Here is a 20,612-nt window from a genome sequence, read left to right on the forward strand (position 1 = left end):
CGCGGGTCAGTTGCTCTATATCCCACCACGCAGCGAGTGAACCGGATGGAAAGAATCTGCAGCCTGCTCAACGATGCACTGAGCCCTTATCAGACCCACCTCGGCGTTGCCGATGCCAACGGTAATCGCCAGCTCACGGTTCAAGGCGGCCTCACGGGGGTGACCTTGCAGCGCACTGTCAGTGAGCGCCAGTTACAGGAACACCGCCTGTTGATCGACCTGGTGGATGGTTTGCACCGTGACCTGCAGATAGCCGAGGGGCGGCTGCAGCCTTGCGTGATCGCTGCGCTGCAACAACGCCAGCAACCGCAGGGAACCTTTGCCTAAAGGATTCATCTGACACAGTAGGGGCAGCCAGCCAGCGCTTTGCTCCGGCGCTGGCAAAGCTGCCACGGGAAGTCCTCAAGGGCTTTCGCTTGACCCCGGGCGTCCTTCCCCAGCGCCCGGGGTTTCTTTTTTCTGGGTTCTCAACCGGCCCTGTCGCGCCGCTGACTCAATTCGTAAGCGCGACGCGGCCTGTGTGGGAGCGGGCGTGCCCGCGAACACCGGCGTAGCCGGTGCCAGCCACCGCGCTGGATTTTTCGCGGGCATGCCCGCTCCCGCACAGTCCCCGCTAAATCAATAAGTTATGCATTTTTCTCTGGGAGCTGGCTCGCCGGCGATAGCCGGTGTAGGCGTTTAATGGGCTTCGAAGAAACGCTTGCTTTCTTCCAGGTAGTTTCTGCGTGAGACCGGATCCAGCCAGTGGGCATACAGCCCAGGCAGCACGTCCCGTCGCAACGCAAGCAGCAACTGGTCGATATGCGCCACTGCAGCGCGCCCCAGTTCGCTGTCCGAGCACCCCACGTGCAGAAACTGGTAGCGCTCCACCCCCTGCACTGGATAAAACTGATAATCGGCCAGCGCGGCGCCTTGCTGCTGGATCAGGTAACGCACCTCAGGCCAGTAGCCGAGCACCAGGCGCAGGCGCCCCAACTGCTGCATCTGCAGCAGGTTGGCGGTGGCTTCGTTACCGTAATGGCGCCTGAGCACAGTGTCTGGCAGCTGGCGCAAAATGCTGTCGATCTGCAGGCCATAACTGCGTTCGGCAACCACCCCGAGTTTCAGTGCGGTTTTGCTCAGCAGGCCATGCAGGTCTACCTGCTGGCCCTGCAGATAGGGGGCCACCAGTGCCTGGCTTTCCTTGCGGCCCACCAGGCCGCCACTGAGCACGCCCAGGGAGGGCAGGGAGAACTGCACATATTCCTCACGTTGGGGTGTCCACAGCAGCGTCGGGTCGCAGCTGAAGGTGTTGCGGTCCTGCAGCATCTGGATTCCGCGGGCACGGTTGACGCGCTGGATGGTGTGGTCGTACTCGGGCATCTGCGCAATCAACAGGGGCAGCAGTTGGTCGATTACCCCTCGGCCTTGCTCCGGGCCGTCGAAAATGGTGAATGGCGGCAGGTCACGCACCAGCCAGAACAGGCGTTCCTTGGCACTGGCAGGGTGCAGCAGCAATGCGGCCATCAGCCCGCAAAGCAGGACCAGCGGGCGTAGGCGGCGGGCGGCGCGCATGCGGCCGGGCTGCGCCTGGTTCAGACCGTGCCTGCGGCGCGCAGGCTGGCGATCGCCGCCGCGTCATAGCCAAGGCTGGCCAGCAGTGCCTCGGTGTGCTCGCCAAGGGCCGGGCCCACCCATTCGCTGGAACCTGGGGTTTCCGACAGCTTGGGCACGATGCCAGGCATCTTGAATGGCTTGCCGTCGGGCAGCTTGGCCTGGAGGAACATTTCCCGAGCCAGGTACTGCGGGTCGCTGAACATGTCCTCGGCGGAGTAGATCCGGCTGGCCGGGACCTCGGCGGCGGTCAGCACCTGCATCAGCGTTTCCAGCGGCAGGCTGTTGGCCCAGCGGTCGATCACCCCGTACAGTTCATCCCGGCGAAGGTCGCGGCCATCGTTGCTGGCCAGGCTTGGGTCGTCAGCCAGGTCGGCACGCCCGATGGCCTGCATGAAGCGCTTGAAGATTGCATCGCCGTTGGCGCCGATCTGTACATGCTTGCCGTCGGCGCTGGTGTGGATGGAGGAGGGGGTAATGCCGGGCATGATGTTGCCGGTGCGTTCACGGATAAAACCGAATACATCGAATTCCGGGACCATGCTTTCCATCATGGCGAAGATGGCTTCGTACAGCGCTACGTCCACCACCTGGCCCTGGCCGCCGTTGACCTCCCTGTGGCGCAGCGCCATCAGCGCACCGATAACGCCCCACAAGGCGGCGATCGAGTCGCCGATCGAAATGCCGGTGCGCACCGGTGGCCGGTCGTCGAAGCCGGTGATGTAGCGCAGGCCGCCCATCGACTCGCCTACGGCACCAAAACCTGGTTGGTCCTTCATTGGCCCGGTCTGGCCAAAGCCCGACAGGCGCACCATGACCAGCCCAGGGTTGAGCGCATGCAGCACATCCCAGCCCAGGCCAAGCTTTTCGAGCACGCCCGGGCGGAAGTTCTCGATCAGGATGTCGGCGTCGGCCAGCAGCCTTTGCAATACCTCGCGGCCTTCAGGGTGCTTCAGGTTGAGGGTCAGCGACTGCTTGTTGCGCGCCTGCACGAACCACCACAGGGAGGTGCCTTCGTACAGCTTGCGCCACTTGCGCAGCGGGTCGCCGCCATCGGGCGACTCGACCTTGACCACCTCGGCACCGAATTCGGCGCAGATGCGCGAGGCGAATGGCCCGGCGATCAGTGTGCCGAGTTCGACAACCTTGAGGCCGGCGAGGGGTTTGCTGGGCGTCGACATGGGGCATCCGTGGCAGTTGGGCAGAGCGGTGGTTTTATCACACGGCGGTTGCGCCGGGTACTGCTGCGGCGCATGGCGAGTGCGGATGGGTTAGACTGTGCGACTTTTCTTTTGCACGAAGCCCGTCGACCATGGCCCAGCCGTCCACCACCTACAAGTTCGAACTGAATCTCACCGATCTTGACCGTAACGTCTACCAAAGCGTCAAGCAGACCATCGCGCGCCACCCTTCGGAAACCGAAGAGCGCATGGCGGTGCGGTTGTTGGCCTACGCGCTCTGGTACAACGAGAACCTGTCGTTCGGCCGTGGCCTGTCGGATGTAGATGAGCCGGCACTGTGGGAAAAGAGCCTGGACGACCGCGTGCTGCACTGGATCGAAGTGGGCCAACCCGATGCCGAGCGCCTGACCTGGTGCTCGCGGCGCACCGAACGCACCAGCCTGCTGGCCTATGGCAGCCTGCGTGTGTGGGAAGGCAAGGTGGTCAGCGCGGTCAAGAACCTCAAGAACCTGAACATCGCCGCAGTGCCGCAGGAGGTGCTGGAAACCCTGGCCGCCGACATGCCGCGCGCCATCAAGTGGGATGTGATGATCAGCGAAGGTACGGTCTTCGTTACCGACGACCGTGGCCAGCACGAAGTGCAACTGCAGTGGCTACTGGGTGAGCGTGGCTGAAGCAACCCATGCGTATCGAACCTCGCCCCCTGCCTGCGACCCTGCCTTTTCTGGGTAACCTGCCACCCTTGCTCACCCGTTTGTATGCCGCACGCGGCGTGCAAAGCGAGGCCGAACTGGACAAAAGCCTTGCGCGGCTGCTGCCCTACCAGCAGCTCAAGGGCATCGAGGCCGGCGTCGACCTGCTGGTCGCTGCCATAGACCAGCGCCAGCGCATTCTCATTGTCGGCGACTTCGACGCCGACGGTGCCACCGCAAGTACGGTTGGGGTGCTGGGCTTGCGTTTGTTGGGGGCAGCCCATGTCGATTACCTGGTGCCCAACCGTTTTGAATACGGTTACGGCCTGACCCCGGAAATCGTCGAAGTTGCCCTGCAGCGCCAGCCGCAGTTGCTGATTACCGTGGACAACGGCATTTCCAGCGTCGACGGGGTGGCCGCTGCCAAGGCCGCTGGGCTGAAAGTGCTGGTGACCGACCATCACTTGCCAGGCGAACAACTGCCCGATGCCGACGCCATCATCAACCCCAACCAGCCGGGTTGCAGCTTCCCGAGCAAGGCGCTGGCCGGGGTCGGTGTCATCTTCTATGTGCTGATGGCCCTGCGCGCGCGGTTGCGCAGCCTGGGCCGCTACGCGACACAACCCCAGCCGAACATCGGTGAACTGCTCGACCTGGTCGCCCTGGGCAGCGTGGCCGATGTGGTGCCGCTGGATGCCAACAACCGCATCCTGGTGCACCAGGGCCTGGAGCGCATCCGTGCCGGCCGTGCCCGCCCGGGCTTGAAGGCCATTCTTGAGGTGGCCCGCCGCGATCACCGGCGCATCACCTCCACCGACCTGGGTTTCATTCTTGGCCCACGCCTGAATGCAGCCGGGCGCCTGGACGACATGAGCCTGGGCATCGAATGCCTGCTGTGCGAAGACCCGGCGCTGGCCCAGGACATGGCGCAGCAACTGGATGACCTGAACCAGGACCGCAAGTCCATCGAGCAAGGCATGCAGCGCGAGGCGCTGGCCCAGCTCAAGGACCTGCCGGTCGAGTCGATGCCTTACGGCTTGTGCCTGTTCGATGCCGACTGGCACCAGGGCGTGATCGGTATTCTGGCGTCGCGGCTGAAGGAGCGTTACCACCGGCCGACCATTGCCTTCGCCGATGCAGGCGCTGGCATGCTGAAGGGCTCGGCGCGTTCTGTGCCAGGGTTCCATATTCGCGATGCGCTGGATGCCGTGGCGGCGCGCCACCCGCAATTGATCAGCAAGTTCGGCGGCCACGCCATGGCCGCTGGCTTGTCGTTGCCAGAGGCAAATTTCCCGGCCTTTGCCGAGGCCTTCGACGAAGAGGTACGGCGCCAGCTGCGTGAAGACGACCTGACCGGGCGCCTGCTGTCCGACGGCAGCCTGGCGGTGGAAGAATTCCACCTCGATCTGGCCAAGGCGCTACGCAATGCCGGGCCATGGGGCCAGCATTTCCCTGAGCCGCTGTTTCATGGCGTGTTCCAGTTGGTGGAGCAGCGCGTGGTGGGCGAGCGGCACTTGAAGGTGGTACTGAAGAGCGAGTGTGGCTCGGTGCGGCTGGATGGCATTGCCTTCGGCATCGACCGCGACGTATGGCCGAACCCGACGGTGCGCTGGGTCGAGTTGGCGTACAAGCTGGATGTGAACGAGTTTCGGGGCAATGAAAGTGTGCAGTTGATGATTGCCCACATGGAACCGCGTTGACCGCAACCCTGTAGGAGCGGCCAGCCACAGGCGTCTGTAAACAACTTGCCCAAAATCCCATGGAACCTTCCCCCCAGGCATTCTGGTCTAGTCTGAAGTATGACCGGACCCAGGCCAGGGACGTGCTATTGAGTGTCCGGGCCGGATCACCATTGGAGTTCTTGGGAGGTGCCCTCATGAGCCTGCTGCTCGAGCCTTACACCCTGCGTCAACTGACGTTGCCCAACCGCATCGCCGTTTCGCCGATGTGCCAGTATTCTGCAGCCGATGGCCTGGCCAACGACTGGCACCTCGTTCACCTGGGCAGCCGCGCAGTGGGTGGCGCGGGCCTGGTGATCACCGAGGCCGTGGCGGTTACCGCCGATGGCCGCATCACCGCCGAAGACCTTGGGTTGTGGGAGGACGCACAGATCGCCCCGCTGCAACGCATCACCCGCTTCATCACCGCCCAGGGCGCCGTGCCCGGCATCCAGCTGGCGCACGCCGGGCGCAAGGCCAGTACCTACCGCCCCTGGCTGGGCAAGCACGGTAGCGTCAAACCCGAGGAGGGTGGCTGGCAGCCGGTGGGGCCCTCGAAGATTGCCTTCGACCCGCAACATACAACGCCACGCGAGCTGACCTTGGGCGACATCCAGGAGGTGGTCGGTGCCTTCGTTGCCTCGGCCGAGCGCGCGTTGCAGGCCGGCTTCAAAGTGCTCGAGGTTCACGCCGCCCATGGCTACCTGCTGCACCAGTTCCTGTCACCGCTGAGCAACCAGCGGCGTGACGAATACGGCAGTTGCTTCGAAAACCGCATCCGCCTGACCCTGCAGGTGGTGGAAGCGGTGCGTAAGGTATGGCCTGCCGAATTGCCCCTGTTCGTGCGGGTATCGGCAACCGATTGGGTGGAAGACGGCTGGAACCCGGATGAAACCGTCGAACTGGCCCGGCGCCTGCGTAACCTGGGCGTCGATTTGATCGACGTGTCCTCTGGCGGCACTTCGGTCAACGCCGAAATACCCACCGGCCCCGGCTACCAGACCCGTTTCGCCGAGCGCGTGCGCAAGGAGTCTGAAATTGCCACCGGCACCGTGGGCATGATCACCGAACCTGCGCAGGCCGAGCATATCCTGCGTACCGGCCAGGCCGACCTCATCTTCCTTGCCCGCGAACTGCTGCGCGACCCTTACTGGCCGCTGCATGCCGACGACGACCTGGGCGGTAACAAGGCCACCTGGCCGGCGCAGTACCAGCGCGCTACCAGCCGGGCCAACCCGATTCATGAGTCGGATCTGCGCGACTGATTCTGAAGGCGCGGCCTTGTGGGAGCGGGCGTGCCCGCGAACACCGGCGCAGCCGGTGCCAGACACCGCGTCGCCTGCTTCGCGAGCGAGCCCGCTCCCACAATGAATCGCGCAGGCTTTTCACATTTTGGGAAAGACAGTTGCTCCTACCTTGAACGCGGTTGAGCGGACCCAGCGTGACCGAGCATGATAATCAATGCTTGATCATCACATGCCGCACACAGGTGTAGTCCTCCAGCCCATACATCGACATGTCCTTGCCATACCCCGAGTGTTTCTGCCCGCCATGGGGCATTTCACTGACCAGCATGAAATGGGTGTTCACCCAGGTGCAGCCATATTGCAGGCGTGCGGCCAGGCGGTGGGCGCGGCCGGTGTCGCGGGTCCAGACCGAGGAGGCCAGGCCATAGTTGGAGTCGTTGGCCCATTCCAGCGCCTGCGCTTCGTCGCTGAAACGGGTTACCGACACCACCGGGCCGAACACTTCGTTGCGCACGATCTCATCATCCTGCAGGGCGTCGGCCAGCACCGTCGGCTCGAAAAAGTACCCGTCGCCCTCGATTGCCTTGCCACCGGTCACCAGGCGAATGTGCGGCTGGGCGACGGCACGCTGTACCAGGCCGGCGACCTTGTCGCGGTGCTGGGCGCTGATCAGCGGCCCCAGCTCGGTGCCCTCGGCCTCCTGCAGGCCGGGCTTGATGCTGGCTACCGCTTCCCCCAGGCGCTCGACGAAGCGCTCATAGATACCGGCCTGCACATACAGGCGGCAAGCCGCCGTGCAGTCCTGGCCGGCGTTGTAGAAACCGAAGGTGCGAATACCCTCGATCGCGGCATCGATGTCGGCATCATCGAACACCAGGACTGGCGCCTTGCCGCCCAGCTCCATGTGCATGCGCTTCACGCTGGCGGCGGTGGCGCTGATGATATGGGCGCCGGTGGGGATCGAGCCTGTCAGCGACACCATGCGGACCTTGGGGTGCGTAACCAGTGGGTTGCCGACCGTCTGGCCACGGCCAAACAGAATGTTGAGCACCCCGGCCGGCAGCAGGTCCTTGGCCAGTTCCCCCAGGCGCAAGGCGGTCAACGGGGTCAGCTCGGAGGGTTTGATCACTACCGTGTTGCCGGCCGCCAGGGCCGGGGCGATCTTCCAGGCCAGCATCATCAGTGGGTAGTTCCACGGTGCAATCGAGGCCACCACGCCCAAGGGGTCGCGACGGATCATCGACGTGTGGCCCGGCAGGTATTCACCTGCCGCCGAGCCGCCCAGGCAGCGCGCCGCACCGGCGAAAAAACGAAACACGTCGGCAATCGCCGGAATTTCGTCGTTGCGCGCGGCACTCAAGGGTTTGCCGCAGTTCTGCGATTCCAGCCGAGCCAGTTCATCGCCATGCGCCTCAATGGCGTCTGCCAGGTTCAACAACGCCTGGGCGCGGTCCTTGGGGCTGGTTTGCGACCAGCTGTCGAACGCATGGTCAGCGGCACGCACGGCGCTGTCCACCTGGGCTTCGCTGGCTTCGTTGATCTGCGCCAGGGCGGTGCCCAGCGCCGGGTCGAGCACGGTCCAGGTCGGGCCTTGGCCGGCGACCAGTTGGCCATTGATCAGCATCTGCGTTTGCATCGGGTACTCCTCCAGGGTCATTTGCCACTGCCCGCAACGCTGTCGCCGCCACGGGTCAGGTAATAGGCGCCAAGGATCGGCAGCATGGTCACCAACATCACCAGCATGGCTACCACATTGGTCACCGGCACGTCGCGCGGCCGGCTGAGCTGGTTGAGTAGCCAGATCGGCAGGGTGCGTTCGTGGCCGGCGGTGAAGGTCGTGACAATGATCTCATCGAACGACAGGGCAAAGGCCAGCATACCGCCGGCCAGCAGTGCCGAGCCGAGGTTGGGCAGGATGATGTAGCGAAAGGTCTGCCAGCCATCGGCACCCAGGTCCATGGAGGCCTCGATCAGGCTGTGCGAGGTGCGCCGCAGGCGGGCGATCACATTGTTGTAGACGATCACCACGCAGAATGTGGCATGGCCGACCACGATGGTGAACACCCCGGGCTCCACGCCCAAGGTCTTGAACGCCGAGAGCAGGGCGATGCCGGTGATGATGCCGGGCAGGGCGATGGGCAGGATCAGCATCAGCGATATGGCCTCTTTGCCGAAAAAGCTGCGCCGGTACAGTGCGGCCGATGCCAGTGTGCCGAGCACCAGGGCGATCAGGGTCGCCAGGCAGGCGACCTGCAACGACAGCTTGATCGCGTCTAGCACATCGGTGCGGGCGAAGGCCACGGCAAACCACTTCAGGGTAAACCCCGTGGGCGGGAAGCTGAATGCTGCGTCTTCGGTGTTGAAGGCGTACAGGAAGATGATCAGGATCGGGAAATGCAGGAACAACAGCCCGCCCCAGGCCGCCAGGCGCAACCCTACAGAGGCTTGTTCAGAGTGCATCGAAGGCCCCCAGGCGCTTGACGATCGACAGGTACAGCGCAATCAGCACGATCGGCACCAAGGTAAATGCCGCCGCCATCGGCATGTTGCCGATCGCCCCTTGCTGGGCATAGACCATGCTGCCGATGAAGTAGCCGGGTGGGCCCACCAGCTGCGGCACGATGAAGTCGCCGAGGGTAAGCGAGAAGGTGAAGATCGAGCCAGCGGCGATACCGGGAATCGACAGCGGCAGTATCACCTGCATGAAGGTTTGCCCGGGGCGTGCGCCAAGGTCTGCCGAGGCCTGCAACAGCGACGGCGGCAAGCGCTCCAGGGAGGCCTGGATCGGCAGGATCATGAATGGCAGCCAGATGTACACGAACACCATGAAGCGCCCCAGGTGCGAGGTCGACAGCGTGCTGCCGCCCACGCCCGGCACCGTCAGCACGGCTTGCAGCAGGGCGTCCAGGTGCAGCTGGTGGACGAACCACTGGGCCACCCCACCCTTGGCCAGCAGCAGGGTCCAGGCGTAGGTCTTGACGATGTAGCTGGCCCACATCGGCATCATCACGGCGATATAGAAAAATGCCTTGGTCTTGCCGCGTGTGTAGCGCGCCATGTAGTAGGCGATGGGAAACGCCAGTACCGCGCTGGCCAGTGACACCGCCACCGCCATGCCCAAGGTCCGCAGGATGATGTCGAAGTTCGACGGGTTGAACAGCGCGGCGAAGTTGCCCAGGGTCAGGTCCGGGGTGACCGCCATGGTGAAGTCGTCGAAGGTGTATAAACCCTGCCACAACAGGTTCAGCAACGAGCCCAGGTAGATGGCGCCGAACCAGGTCAGTGGCGGGATCAGCAGCAGGGCCAGGTACAGGTTGGGGCGCCGGTACAACACATCGGCCAGGCCTCGGAGCGCGCTCATGGCAATGGCCCAGCGCTTTCCTGCAGCACGGTCATCGCCTCGCGCGGCCAGTGCGCCTGCACCCGCTGCCCGGGCTGCCAGGCCTGGGGCTGTGCCTGCCAGCGGTCGTTGGCCTGGGTTACCGCCAACAGTTGGCCATTGTCCAGTTGCAACTCGTACCGGGTGGCGCTGCCCTGGTACTGCACATCGCGCAGCAGGCCGCTGACCTGGACCTCGTGGCTGGTAACCACCGGGTCGCCCAGGCGGATGTGCTCAGGGCGGATGGAAAACGGCGCCGGGTGGCCGTTGAGCGCCCTCGCCAATTCGCCACGCACCACGTTGGACGTGCCGACGAATTCAGCGACGAAGGTGGTGGCGGGTTTCATGTAAAGATTGCGCGGGGTGTCGACCTGTTCGATGCGGCCGCGGTTGAACACCGCGACCCGGTCCGACATCGACAGCGCCTCGGTCTGGTCATGGGTGACGAAGATGAAGGTGATGCCTAGCTGGCGTTGCAGCTTCTTCAGCTCGCCCTGCATCTGTTCGCGCAGCTTGAGGTCCAACGCGCCCAGCGGCTCGTCCAGCAGCAGCACACGGGGCCGGTTGACCAGTGCCCGCGCCAGGGCCACACGCTGGCGCTGGCCACCCGAAAGCTGCGCCGGCTTGCGCGCGCCGTAGCCGGCCAGGGCCACCATGGCCAGGGCTTGCTCGGCACGGCTGTGGCGTTCGGCCTTGGCCACGCCTTTCACTTTCAAGCCATAGGCGATGTTGTCGAGCACGTTCATGTGCGGGAACAACGCGTAGTCCTGGAACACGGTATTGACGTCACGCTGGTAGGGCGGCACGCCGGCAGCTTCCAGGCCGTGTATACGGATCGAGCCGCTGCTTGGCTGCTCGAAGCCGGCGATCAGGCGCAGGCAGGTGGTCTTGCCGGAGCCGGACGGGCCGAGCATGGAGAAGAACTCCCCATCGCTGATGTCGATGCTGACCTGGTCTACGGCCTTGACCTCGCCGAAGCTACGGGAAACCTGGGTGAACTGGACGGCTAGGGGCATACGCGGTTCTCTGTTGTTCTTGTCTTGCCTGTATCGGCCCTGTCCCCGGCAAGCCGGCCCCACAGGGATCACACCACAGGGCCGGAACAGGCGGAAAAACCCTCAGCGCCCACCCATGATGGCAATGTAGTCTTGAGTCCAGCGGCTGTAGGGCACGAACTTGCCACCCTGGGCCTGCGGGGTTTTCCAGAAGGCGATCTTGTCGAAGTTGTCGAAGCCGTTGGTCTTGCAACCCTCGGCGCCGAGCAACTCGCTGCCACTGCAGGCTGCCGGCACCGCGGGCAACGACCCGAACCAGGCGGCCACGTCACCCTGGACCTTCGGCTGCAGCGACCAGTCCATCCATTGGTAGGCGCAGTTGGGGTGCTTGGCATCGGTGTGCAGCATGGTGGTATCGGCCCAGCCGGTAGCGCCCTCCTTGGGGATGGTCGACGCCACGGGCTGGTGCTCGGCCTTCAGGCCATTGACCATGTAGCCCCACGAACTGGAGGCGACCACGCCTTCGTTCTTCACGTCGCTCATCTGCACTGTGGCGTCGTGCCAGTAGCGATGGATCAGCGGTTGCTGCTGGCGCAGCAGTTCGAGCACCGCCTGGTATTGCGTTTCGGTCAGTTCATACGGGTCCTGGATGCCCAGTTCGGGCTTGGCCGACTTCAGGTACAGCGCCGCGTCCGCGATGTAGATCGGCCCGTCATACGCCTGTACGCGGCCTTTGTTCGGCTTGCCATCGGGCAGGTCCTGCGGCATGAACACCACGCCCCAGCTGGTCGGTGCCTGCTTGAACGTGTTGGTGTTGTACAGCAGCACGTTCGGCCCCCACTGGTACGGGGTGCCATAGACCTGTTTATCGACCACATACCAGCCACCGTTCTGCAGGCGCGGGTCGATGTTTTTCCAGTTGGGGATCAAGGCGGTGTTGATCGGTTGCACCCGTTTGCCGGCGATCAGCCGTAACGAGGCATCGCCCGAGGCGGTAACCAGGTCGTAGCCCCCCTTGGCCATCAGGCTGACCATTTCGTCCGAGGTGGCAGCGGTTTTCACGCTGACCTTGCAGCCGGTTTGCTGTTCGAAGCCGGTCACCCAGTCATACGCCTTGTCGCTTTCACCGCGCTCGATGTAGCCGGGCCAGGCGACGATGTCCAGGCGCCCTTCGCCAGGCCCCAGGGCCTTGGGCGGTTCGGCGGCCAGCAGGCCGGTACTGGCCAGCGCGGCACAGGTGGTGGCGCCGAGCAATGCGGTCTTGTGCACGGGCATGGGTGTTCCCTCTTGTTGGAGATTGTGGTCGCGGTAGTGGTCGAGTCTAGTTGGCTTTTTGCCAGTCAATGCAACATCCAGAAGCAAATCCGCGCATGGTCCTTTACCGGGCAGGCCTTAATCTGGCGGATGACTTCCCATGCCTGGAGACTTGCACATGAACACCCGTGGCTTGCTGGACCAACTGCTCAAATCTGGCCAGGAGTTGCTGAACAAATCGTCTGCTTCCGGCAAACCCGGCGCTGGCGCCAGCGGGCTTGGCGGCCTGTTGTCCGGGGCCGGTGGTGGCTTGCTGGGCGGTGGCGCACTGGGCGTGCTGCTGGGCAACAAGAAGGCGCGCAAATACGGGGGCAAGGCCCTGACCTATGGTGGCCTCGCGGCACTCGGGGTGCTGGCCTATAAGGCCTACGGCAACTGGCAGGCGCGCCAGCAGGTGGCTGCCAGCGAGCCGCAGACGGTCGACCGCTTGCCGCCGGCCCAGGTCGAGCAGCACAGCCAGGCGGTGTTGCGGGCGCTGGTGGCTGCGGCCAAGTCCGACGGCCATATCGACGAACGCGAACGGGCGCTCATCGAAGGTGAGTTCACCCGCCTGGACAGCGACCGCGAGTTGCAGCATTGGCTGCACGCCGAACTGAACAAGCCGCTGGACCCGGCTGAAGTCGCCCGCGCCGCACAGACGCCCGAGATGGCTGCCGAGATGTACCTGGCCAGCACGATGATGGTCGACCAGGAAAACTTCATGGAGCGCGCCTACCTCGATGAGCTGGCCCGCCAGTTGCGTCTGGACCCGGGTTTGCGCCAGGAGTTGGAGAGCCAGGTGCGCTCAGCCGCAGGCCAGTAAGCGACGCGGTCCTTGTGGGAGCGGCCTTGTGTGTCGCGAAAGGGCTGCGCAGCAGCCCCAAAGATTTTAGCTTCGCCGCATGAAATGCCGGGGCCGCTGCGCGGCCCTTTCGCGACACAAGGCCGCTCCCACAAACGAAGCGACTTTTCCATGATGGGCTCCGTCCATTAGCGGGGATGCCAGGTTACCCCACATTTCACCCGCAAAAGCGTAAGGCCTCTAGGCTATACTTCGGCGATTTTCCCCGCTCGTTGTGAATTCCTGAGGGCTGAATGTGAAGAACTGGACGTTGCGCCAACGGATCCTGGCAAGTTTCGCCGTGATCATCGCCATCATGCTGCTGATGATCGTGGCCGCCTACTCGCGGTTGGCCGCCATCGAAACCGCCGAAGCCGCCGTAGGTACAGACAGCATTCCCGGGGTCTACTACAGCTCGATGATCCGCAGCGCCTGGGTCGACAGCTACGTCACCAGCCAACAGTTGGTCGGGCTGTCCAACCACCGGGAAATCACCTCGGCCGACATGGAACTGTTCAAGAGTTTCGAAGACCGGCTGAAGCAATTCATGGCCAGTTACCAGAGCACCATCCAGGGCCATGACGACCAGGCCCGCTTCGACAGCTTCGTGCAGCTTGAAGAAAACTACATGAAGATTGTCGGCCAGGTGCTGGATGCCTACCGTCAGCGCAACTACGCCGAAGCCCAGCGCCTGATCAACGACGTACTCACACCCGCCTGGGTCGACGGTCGCAAGCACCTGAACGATGTCATCGAGAACAACCGCGCCTCCGCTGATGCCGCCACCCGCGATATCGTCAGTGCCGTGACCACCGCCAAGGGCAGCATGATCGTCTCGCTGTTGCTGGCCATTGTCGCAGCCGGGGTGTGCGGCCTGTTGCTGATGCGCGCCATCACCGCGCCCATGCAGCGTATCGTCCGAGCCCTCGACAAGCTGCGTTCGGGTGACCTGAGCGTGCGCCTGAGCCTGGAACGCAAGGATGAGTTCGGCGCCATCGAGAGCGGCTTCAACGAAATGGCCGAAGCGCTGGCGAACCTGGTGGCCCAGGCCCAGCGCTCGTCGGTGCAGGTCACCACGTCGGTTACCGAGATCGCCGCCACGTCCAAGCAGCAGCAGGCCACTGCCACCGAAACCGCAGCCACCACCACGGAAATCGGCGCCACCTCGCGGGAAATTGCCGCCACTTCGCGTGACCTGGTGCGCACCATGACTGAAGTCACTTCGGCCGCCGACCAGGCCTCCAGCCTGGCCGGCTCCGGCCAGCAGGGCCTGGCCCGCATGGAAGAGACCATGCACCAGGTGATGGGCGCCGCCGACCTGGTCAACGCCAAGCTGGGCATCCTCAACGAGAAGGCCAGCAATATTACCCAGATGGTCGTGACGATCGTCAAGGTGGCCGACCAGACCAACCTGTTGTCGCTCAACGCCGCGATCGAGGCGGAAAAGGCTGGTGAGTATGGCCGTGGCTTTGCCGTGGTGGCCACCGAGGTGCGGCGCCTGGCCGACCAGACCGCCGTGGCCACCTACGATATCGAGCAGATGGTGCGCGAGATCCAGTCGGCGGTGTCGGCTGGGGTCATGGGCATGGACAAGTTTTCCGAAGAAGTGCGCCGGGGCATGTTCGAAGTGCAGCAGGTCGGCGAGCAACTGAGCCAGATCATTCACCAGGTACAGGCCTTGGCACCGCGCGTGCTGATGGTCAACGAAGGCATGCAGGCCCAGGCCACCGGTGCCGAGCAGATCAACCAGGCGTTGGCCCAGCTCAGTGATGCCAGCACCCAGACCGTCGAGTCGCTGCGCCAGGCCAGCTTTGCCATCGATGAGCTTAGCCAGGTGGCCGCTGGCTTGCGTGGCGGCGTGTCGCGTTTCAAAGTCTGACCGCGATGACCGACACGCAAGCGCCGGCCGCACAGCCGGGCAACGCCAAGGGGGCGCTGTACCTGCAGTTCCGTATCAGGGAACAACGCTTTGCCCTGAGCGTGCACGAGGTGGTCGAAGTGCTGCCACTTCGGCCACTCAAGCCGATTGCCCAGGCGCCAGCCTGGGTGGCGGGTATTCTGGCCCACCGTGGCCTGCTCATACCCGTCATCGACCTGGCCGCGCTCAGCTTCGGCCAGCCGGCGGCGCAGCGCACCAGCACCCGGCTGGTACTGGTGCACTACCGGGCTGGGCTGCAGTTGGGGCTGGTGCTGGAGCAGGCAACCGAGACCCTGCGCTGCCGGCCCGATGAGTTCCAGCCCTACGGTGTAGACACCAGCGAAGCCCCTTACCTGGGGCCGGTGCGGCAGGATGCCTTTGGCATGCTGCAGCGCATCGAAGTCAATGACCTGCTGCCCGACGCCGTGCACGCATTGCTGTACACGCAGGGCCCGACCGGGGGGCCGACATGACCGAACAGCGTTTTTTCCGTTTCTTGCGTGAGCGTATTGGCCTGGATGTGGAGTCTGTCGGCACGCCGATGGTCGAGCGTGCACTGCGCCAGCGCAGCGTAGCGGTGGGCGCTGCCGATCTGGACGACTACTGGCTGCGCCTGCAGCAGTCCGGTGAAGAGCAACAAGCACTGATCGAAGCGGTGATCGTGCCAGAGACCTGGTTCTTCCGGTACCCCGAGTCCTTCACCGCGCTGGCGGCCCTGGCGCACAAGCGCCGTGCCGAACTGGACGGCGCGCGGCCGCTGCGGTTGCTCAGCCTGCCGTGCTCGACGGGCGAGGAGCCCTATTCGCTGGCCATGGCCTTGTTTGATGCCGGTATGGCGCCGGGGGCGTTCCTGGTCGATGGCATGGACATCAGCCCCAGCTCGGTGGCCAAGGCCGGGCAGGCCGTGTATGGCCGCAATGCCTTTCGCGGCAGCGAGCTGGGTTTTCGCGAGCGTTACTTCGATGTGGTCGACGAAGGCCACCGCCTGCACGAGCGGGTACGCCAGCAAGTCAGCCTGCAGGTAGGCAATGTGCTCGACCCGCTGCTGGCCAGCCGCGATGGCCTGTATGACTTCGTGTTCTGTCGCAACCTGCTGATCTACTTCGACGTGCCGACCCAGCAACGCGTCTTCGAAGTGCTCAAGCGCCTGCTGCACCCACAGGGGGTGCTGTTCATCGGTCCGGCCGAGGGCAGCCTGCTGGCGCGCCTGGGCATGCGCCCGCTGGGGATCGCCCAGTCGTTTGCCTACGTACGAGACCCAGGCAGCAGCACGCCTGCGCCTGCGCCGGCGGCAGCGGCAGCACCTGCCAGGCGCAGTTGGCGGGGGGCCGGGCCTGCCGGGTATTCGCAGCCGGCCTTGCCGGAGCCGCGGCCGCAGCGTGCGCTGCCGGTGGAGGCCCGGCCAGCGCCGGCCCGCGAGGCTGCGGGTGAGGGCCCCAGCGAACTGCTGGCCGGCATCGCCCGGCTGGCCAATGCCGGCGCCAGCGCACAGGCTCGCCACGAATGCCAGCGCTACCTGGGCCAGTACCCGCCGGCGGCGCAGGTGTATTACTGGCTGGGGTTGCTCAGCGATACCGAGGGCGACGCACAGCAAGCGCTGACCCACTACCGCAAAGCGCTGTATCTGGAGCCACAACACCCCGAGGCGTTGCTGCACCTGGCGGCCCTGCTTGCGGCCCAGGGTGACCTGGCCGGGGCCCGGCGCCTGCAGGAGCGGGCGGCGCGGGCTGGGCGGGAGTCTGAACGGTGAACGGTGAATCCGCGATGCAACTGCTGGCCGATGACGATGCGCTCATCGACGACTGCTGGAACCGCATTGGTGTACATGGCAACAAGCAATGCCCGCTACTGGAGCGGCACGTGCATTGCCGCAACTGCGAAGTCTACGCCGCTGCGGCTACCCGCCTGCTTGACCGCTATGCATTGGCGCAGGAGCACTCGGCGGCCGAGCGTGAGCCGCTGCAAGAGCACATCGGTCGCTCCATGTTGCTGTTCCGTCTGGGTGAAGAATGGCTGGCGCTGGCGACCGCCTGCCTGGCCGAAATCGCCCCGTTGCAGGCCGTGCATTCGTTGCCGCACCAGCGCTCGCGGGTGTTGCAGGGGGTCGCCAACGTACGTGGGGCGCTGGTGCCATGCCTGTCATTGGCCGACTTGCTGGGGGTTCAGGCGGGTGCTGCCGAGCAGCGCAGCGGCCGGGCGATGCCACGCATGCTGATCCTGGCCAGCGAGGGCGGCCCGGTGGTGGTGGCGGTCGAGGAAATCGACGGCATCCACCGGCTCGACCCGCTGTTGCTGGGCAGTGGCCAGGACGCCACCCGCTATACCGCGGCGGTGCTGCAATGGCGCGGGCGCAGCGTGCGGGTACTGGACGATCAACACTTACTGGCTGCCGTGCAGCGGAGCTTGTCATGACCCCAGAGCAAATGCGCGACGCCTCGTTGCTCGAGCTGTTCAGCCTGGAGGCCGAAGCGCAGACCCAGGTACTCAGCGCCGGCCTGATGGCACTCGAGCGCAACCCTACCCAGGCTGACCAGCTCGAGGCGTGCATGCGCGCGGCCCACTCGCTCAAGGGCGCCGCCCGTATCGTTGGCGTGGACGCGGGCGTCAGCGTCGCGCATGTCATGGAGGATTGCCTGGTAGCCGCCCAGGAGGGGCGCCTGAGGTTGAATGCCGAGCATATCGATGCGCTGTTGCAGGGGACCGACTTGCTGATGCGCATTGCCACACCGGGCGACAGCGCAGCGCAGGCGACCCTGCCGGTGTTTCTTGCGCAGATGACCAGCCTGCTCGACCCAGGCGGCGCCGGCGTGCCGCCGCTGCCCGTGGCGGCAGTGGCCGTATCGCCGTCGTCGCCGTCGGTCAGCCCGCCGCCGGCACCGTTGGTGCTGCCCAGTGAGCTGTCAGAGCCCGACGCCGAGCCTGAGCCTGAGCCCGAGCCCGAGCCAGCGCTGCGGCGCAAGGTGGGCAAGCGCGTCGGCGATGCAGGCGAACGGGTGTTACGGGTCACTGCCGACCGCCTGAACAGCCTGCTCGACCTGTCCAGCAAGTCGCTGGTGGAGACCCAGCGCCTGAAGCCTTACCTGGCCACCCTGCAGCGCCTCAAACGCATGCACGGCCAAGGGATGCAGGCGCTCGACGGCGTGCGCATGCAGCTGGAAGACAGCGGCCAGAACAGTGAAGTGCTCGAAGCCTTGGCGCAAACCCAGCGCCTGCTGGTCGAGACCCAGCAGATCCTGCAACAGCAGGCCGCCGACCTCGATGAGTTCGGCTGGCAGGCCAGTCAGCGTGCGCAGTTGCTGTACGACACGGCCCTGGCCTGCCGCATGCGGCCATTCGCCGATGTGCTGGCCGGGCAGAGTCGCATGGTTCGAGACCTCGGCCGCTCGCTGGGCAAGCCGGTACGGCTGGTGGTGGAGGGCGAAAAAACCCAGGTCGACCGTGATGTGCTGGAAAAGCTTGAAGCGCCATTGACCCACCTGTTGCGCAATGCCGTGGACCACGGCATCGAACTTCCGGAACGGCGCCTGCTGGCGGGCAAGCCAGCGGAAGGGCTGGTGCGCCTGCGTGCCTCGCACCAGGCTGGCATGCTCAGCCTGGAGCTGATCGACGATGGCGCCGGTATCGACCTGGAGCGCCTGCGCGGCAGTATCGTCGAGCGCGCCCTGTCGCCGGCCGACACCGTGGCGCGCATGAGCGAAGCGGAACTGCTGACATTCCTGTTCCTGCCCGGCTTCAGCCTGCGCGACAAGGTGACCGAAGTGTCCGGGCGCGGCGTCGGGCTGGATGCGGTGCAACACATGATTCGCGAACTGCGCGGCTCGATCGAGCTGAGCCAGCAGCCAGGGCAGGGCTGCCGCTTCCATCTGCAGGTGCCGTTGACCCTGTCCGTGGTGCGTAGCCTGGTCGTCGAGGTCGGTGGCGAGGCTTACGCTTTTCCGCTGGCGCATATCGAGCGCACCCTGGACGTCACCGCCGAGCAGATCGTGCAGATCGAAGGCCGCCAGCACTTCTGGCACGAGGGCCGGCACATCGGCCTGGTGGCGGCCAGCCAGTTGCTCAACCGCCCGCTGGGGCAAAGCGACGGCAGCAGCCTGCGGGTCGTGGTGATCCGTGAGCGCGAGCAACTGTACGGTGTGGCCGTGGAGCGCCTGGTAGGCGAACGCGTGCTGGTGGTGATGCCGCTCGACCCACGGCTGGGCAAGGTGCAGGACATTTCTTCGGGTGCCTTGCTCGATGATGGTTCAGTGGTGCTGATCGTCGATGTCGAAGACCTGCTGCGCTCGGTGGATAAGCTGCTGAGCACCGGCAGCCTGGAGCGTATCGAACGCGACAGCGGCGGCACCCGTGGGGTGGCGCACAAACGCATCCTGGTGGTCGACGATTCACTGACCGTGCGCGAGCTGCAGCGCAAGCTGCTCAGCCACCGTGGCTACGACGTGGCGGTAGCGGTAGACGGCATGGACGGCTGGAACGCCTTGCGCAGTGAAGACTTCGATTTGCTGATCACCGATATCGACATGCCCCGCATGGACGGTATCGAACTGGTCACCCTGGTGCGGCGCGACCAGCGCCTGCAAGGCTTGCCAGTGATGGTGGTGTCCTACAAAGACCGTGAGGAAGACCGGCGGCGTGGCCTGGATGCTGGGGCCGACTACTATTTGGCAAAGGCCAGTTTCCACGACGACGCGTTGCTGGATGCTGTGGTGGAACTGATCGGAGGGGCTCAGGGATGAAGATCGCCATCGTCAATGACATGCCCATGGCGGTCGAGGCCCTACGCCGCGCAGTCGCTCTTGAGCCCGCGCACGAGCTGGTGTGGGTGGCCAGCAATGGCGCCGAGGCAGTGCAGCGTTGTACCGAGCAGCTTCCGGACCTGATCCTCATGGACCTGATCATGCCGGTGATGGACGGCGTGGAGGCGACCCGGCGGATCATGGCCGAAACCCCATGTGCCATCGTCGTCGTCACGGTCGACCGCAAGCAGAACGTGCACCGGGTGTTCGAGGCCATGGGCCATGGCGCGCTCGATGTGGTGGACACCCCAGCGCTGGGCGCGGGTGATCCCCGCGAAGCGGCGGCCCCGCTGCTGCGCAAGATCCTCAATATCGGCTGGCTGATTGGCCAGCAGCGTGCACCGGTTGCGCGCCCGGTTGAGCTGCCGCTGCGCGAAGCTTCACAGCGTCGCGGCCTGGTGGCGATTGGTTCGTCGGCCGGTGGCCCGGCAGCCCTGGAGGTGTTGCTCAAAGGCTTGCCGCCGGCGTTTCCGGCGGCCATCGTGCTGGTCCAGCATGTGGACCAGGTATTTGCCGCAGGCATGGCCGAGTGGCTCGGCACCGCCGCCAAACGGGAGGTGCGGCTGGCCCGTGAAGGCGAGCCGCCGCAGCCGGGCGTGGTGCTGCTGGCCGGCACCAATCACCATATCCGCCTGCTAAAGAACGGCCAACTGGCCTACACTGCCGAGCCGGTGAATGAAATCTACCGGCCGTCGATCAATGTGTTTTTCGAGAGCGTGGCCCAACACTGGCACGGCGATGCGGTGGGGGTATTGCTCACCGGCATGGGCCGCGACGGTGCCCAAGGCCTGAAGCTGATGCGTCAGCAGGGTTTCCTGACCATTGCCCAGGACCAGGCCACCAGTGCGGTGTACGGCATGCCCAAGGCCGCCGCAGCCATTGATGCTGCCGTGGAAATTCGCCCGCTGGACCACATCGCCGGGCGCTTGACGGAAATTTTTGGAAAATGACGACACGTATTG

The 20,612-nt window shown here is 64.9% G+C and carries 18 protein-coding genes; 11 read left to right on the top strand and 7 right to left on the bottom strand.

Annotated elements, in window-relative coordinates:
* Positions 1-45: 45 nt before the first annotated feature.
* On the top strand, positions 46-327 hold the full coding sequence (locus tag L1P09_RS04925; RefSeq protein WP_009683450.1) for a DUF3509 domain-containing protein: 282 nt from the start codon (positions 46-48) through the stop codon (positions 325-327).
* A 351-nt stretch (positions 328-678) separates the two neighbouring features.
* On the opposite strand, the gene L1P09_RS04930 is transcribed toward L1P09_RS04925, so the two are convergent.
* Both L1P09_RS04930 and L1P09_RS04935 read right to left on the bottom strand, forming a co-directional pair.
* Complete coding sequence (locus L1P09_RS04930) at positions 679-1,554, bottom strand: TIGR02285 family protein (protein ID WP_029886737.1); 876 nt, start codon at positions 1,552-1,554, stop codon at positions 679-681.
* Positions 1,555-1,574: 20 nt separating this feature from the next.
* Positions 1,575-2,774 carry a CaiB/BaiF CoA transferase family protein gene (locus L1P09_RS04935; protein ID WP_009683452.1) on the bottom strand — a complete coding sequence of 400 codons (1,200 nt, stop codon included), beginning with the start codon at positions 2,772-2,774 and terminating at the stop codon, positions 1,575-1,577.
* A gap of 131 nt (positions 2,775-2,905) precedes the next feature.
* Here L1P09_RS04935 and L1P09_RS04940 point away from each other — a divergent pair, with 131 nt between their 5' ends.
* The 3 genes from L1P09_RS04940 to L1P09_RS04950 all read left to right on the top strand — a co-directional run bounded on the left by L1P09_RS04940 (position 2,906) and on the right by L1P09_RS04950 (position 6,449).
* On the top strand, positions 2,906-3,448 hold the full coding sequence (locus tag L1P09_RS04940) for a YaeQ family protein (RefSeq protein WP_009683453.1): 543 nt from the start codon (positions 2,906-2,908) through the stop codon (positions 3,446-3,448).
* A gap of 8 nt (positions 3,449-3,456) precedes the next feature.
* The gene (recJ, locus tag L1P09_RS04945; protein WP_029886738.1) at positions 3,457-5,166 is read left to right on the top strand and encodes a single-stranded-DNA-specific exonuclease RecJ; all 1,710 of its coding nucleotides are present in this window, start codon (positions 3,457-3,459) and stop codon (positions 5,164-5,166) included.
* A gap of 176 nt (positions 5,167-5,342) precedes the next feature.
* Positions 5,343-6,449, top strand: a complete 1,107-nt coding sequence (locus L1P09_RS04950; protein ID WP_029886739.1) for an NADH:flavin oxidoreductase/NADH oxidase — start codon at positions 5,343-5,345, stop codon at positions 6,447-6,449.
* Positions 6,450-6,642: 193 nt separating this feature from the next.
* Here the strand turns inward: L1P09_RS04950 and L1P09_RS04955 are convergent, their stop codons facing one another.
* From L1P09_RS04955 to ydcS, 5 genes are all read right to left on the bottom strand, one after another.
* A complete protein-coding gene (locus tag L1P09_RS04955; RefSeq protein WP_235768543.1) occupies positions 6,643-8,067 on the bottom strand; it encodes a gamma-aminobutyraldehyde dehydrogenase in 1,425 nt (474 codons plus the stop codon).
* 17 nt (positions 8,068-8,084) lie between these two features.
* A complete protein-coding gene (locus tag L1P09_RS04960) occupies positions 8,085-8,891 on the bottom strand; it encodes an ABC transporter permease (RefSeq protein WP_009683459.1) in 807 nt (268 codons plus the stop codon).
* Entirely contained in the window at positions 8,881-9,792 is a 912-nt protein-coding gene (locus tag L1P09_RS04965) for an ABC transporter permease (protein ID WP_029886741.1), read from the bottom strand. The genes L1P09_RS04960 and L1P09_RS04965 overlap by 11 nt, the downstream gene beginning before the upstream one ends.
* Positions 9,789-10,826: an ABC transporter ATP-binding protein gene (locus L1P09_RS04970; protein ID WP_009683461.1), complete on the bottom strand. Its 1,038-nt coding sequence runs from the start codon at positions 10,824-10,826 to the stop codon at positions 9,789-9,791. The genes L1P09_RS04965 and L1P09_RS04970 overlap by 4 nt, the downstream gene beginning before the upstream one ends.
* 102 nt (positions 10,827-10,928) lie before the next feature.
* Complete coding sequence (gene ydcS / locus L1P09_RS04975; RefSeq protein WP_029886742.1) at positions 10,929-12,080, bottom strand: putative ABC transporter substrate-binding protein YdcS; 1,152 nt, start codon at positions 12,078-12,080, stop codon at positions 10,929-10,931.
* A 157-nt stretch (positions 12,081-12,237) separates the two neighbouring features.
* Here ydcS and L1P09_RS04980 point away from each other — a divergent pair, with 157 nt between their 5' ends.
* From L1P09_RS04980 to cheB, 7 genes are all read left to right on the top strand, one after another.
* Positions 12,238-12,921 carry a tellurite resistance TerB family protein gene (locus L1P09_RS04980; protein WP_029886743.1) on the top strand — a complete coding sequence of 228 codons (684 nt, stop codon included), beginning with the start codon at positions 12,238-12,240 and terminating at the stop codon, positions 12,919-12,921.
* Between the two features lie 274 nt (positions 12,922-13,195).
* Positions 13,196-14,818, top strand: a complete 1,623-nt coding sequence (locus tag L1P09_RS04985; protein WP_029887718.1) for a methyl-accepting chemotaxis protein — start codon at positions 13,196-13,198, stop codon at positions 14,816-14,818.
* Between the two features lie 5 nt (positions 14,819-14,823).
* Complete coding sequence (locus tag L1P09_RS04990; protein WP_054881189.1) at positions 14,824-15,330, top strand: chemotaxis protein CheW; 507 nt, start codon at positions 14,824-14,826, stop codon at positions 15,328-15,330.
* Positions 15,327-16,607 carry a CheR family methyltransferase gene (locus L1P09_RS04995; RefSeq protein WP_235768544.1) on the top strand — a complete coding sequence of 427 codons (1,281 nt, stop codon included), beginning with the start codon at positions 15,327-15,329 and terminating at the stop codon, positions 16,605-16,607. The genes L1P09_RS04990 and L1P09_RS04995 overlap by 4 nt, the downstream gene beginning before the upstream one ends.
* Positions 16,604-17,269: a chemotaxis protein CheW gene (locus L1P09_RS05000; protein WP_029887715.1), complete on the top strand. Its 666-nt coding sequence runs from the start codon at positions 16,604-16,606 to the stop codon at positions 17,267-17,269. Before L1P09_RS04995 ends, L1P09_RS05000 begins: the two co-directional genes overlap by 4 nt.
* Positions 17,266-19,590: a hybrid sensor histidine kinase/response regulator gene (locus tag L1P09_RS05005; protein ID WP_029887714.1), complete on the top strand. Its 2,325-nt coding sequence runs from the start codon at positions 17,266-17,268 to the stop codon at positions 19,588-19,590. The genes L1P09_RS05000 and L1P09_RS05005 overlap by 4 nt, the downstream gene beginning before the upstream one ends.
* Positions 19,587-20,600: a chemotaxis response regulator protein-glutamate methylesterase gene (gene cheB / locus L1P09_RS05010; protein WP_054881192.1), complete on the top strand. Its 1,014-nt coding sequence runs from the start codon at positions 19,587-19,589 to the stop codon at positions 20,598-20,600. The genes L1P09_RS05005 and cheB overlap by 4 nt, the downstream gene beginning before the upstream one ends.
* Positions 20,601-20,612: the final 12 nt, after the last annotated feature.

It is taken from the genome of Pseudomonas juntendi (genome assembly GCF_021560075.1).
GTDB lineage: Bacteria > Pseudomonadota > Gammaproteobacteria > Pseudomonadales > Pseudomonadaceae > Aquipseudomonas > Aquipseudomonas juntendi.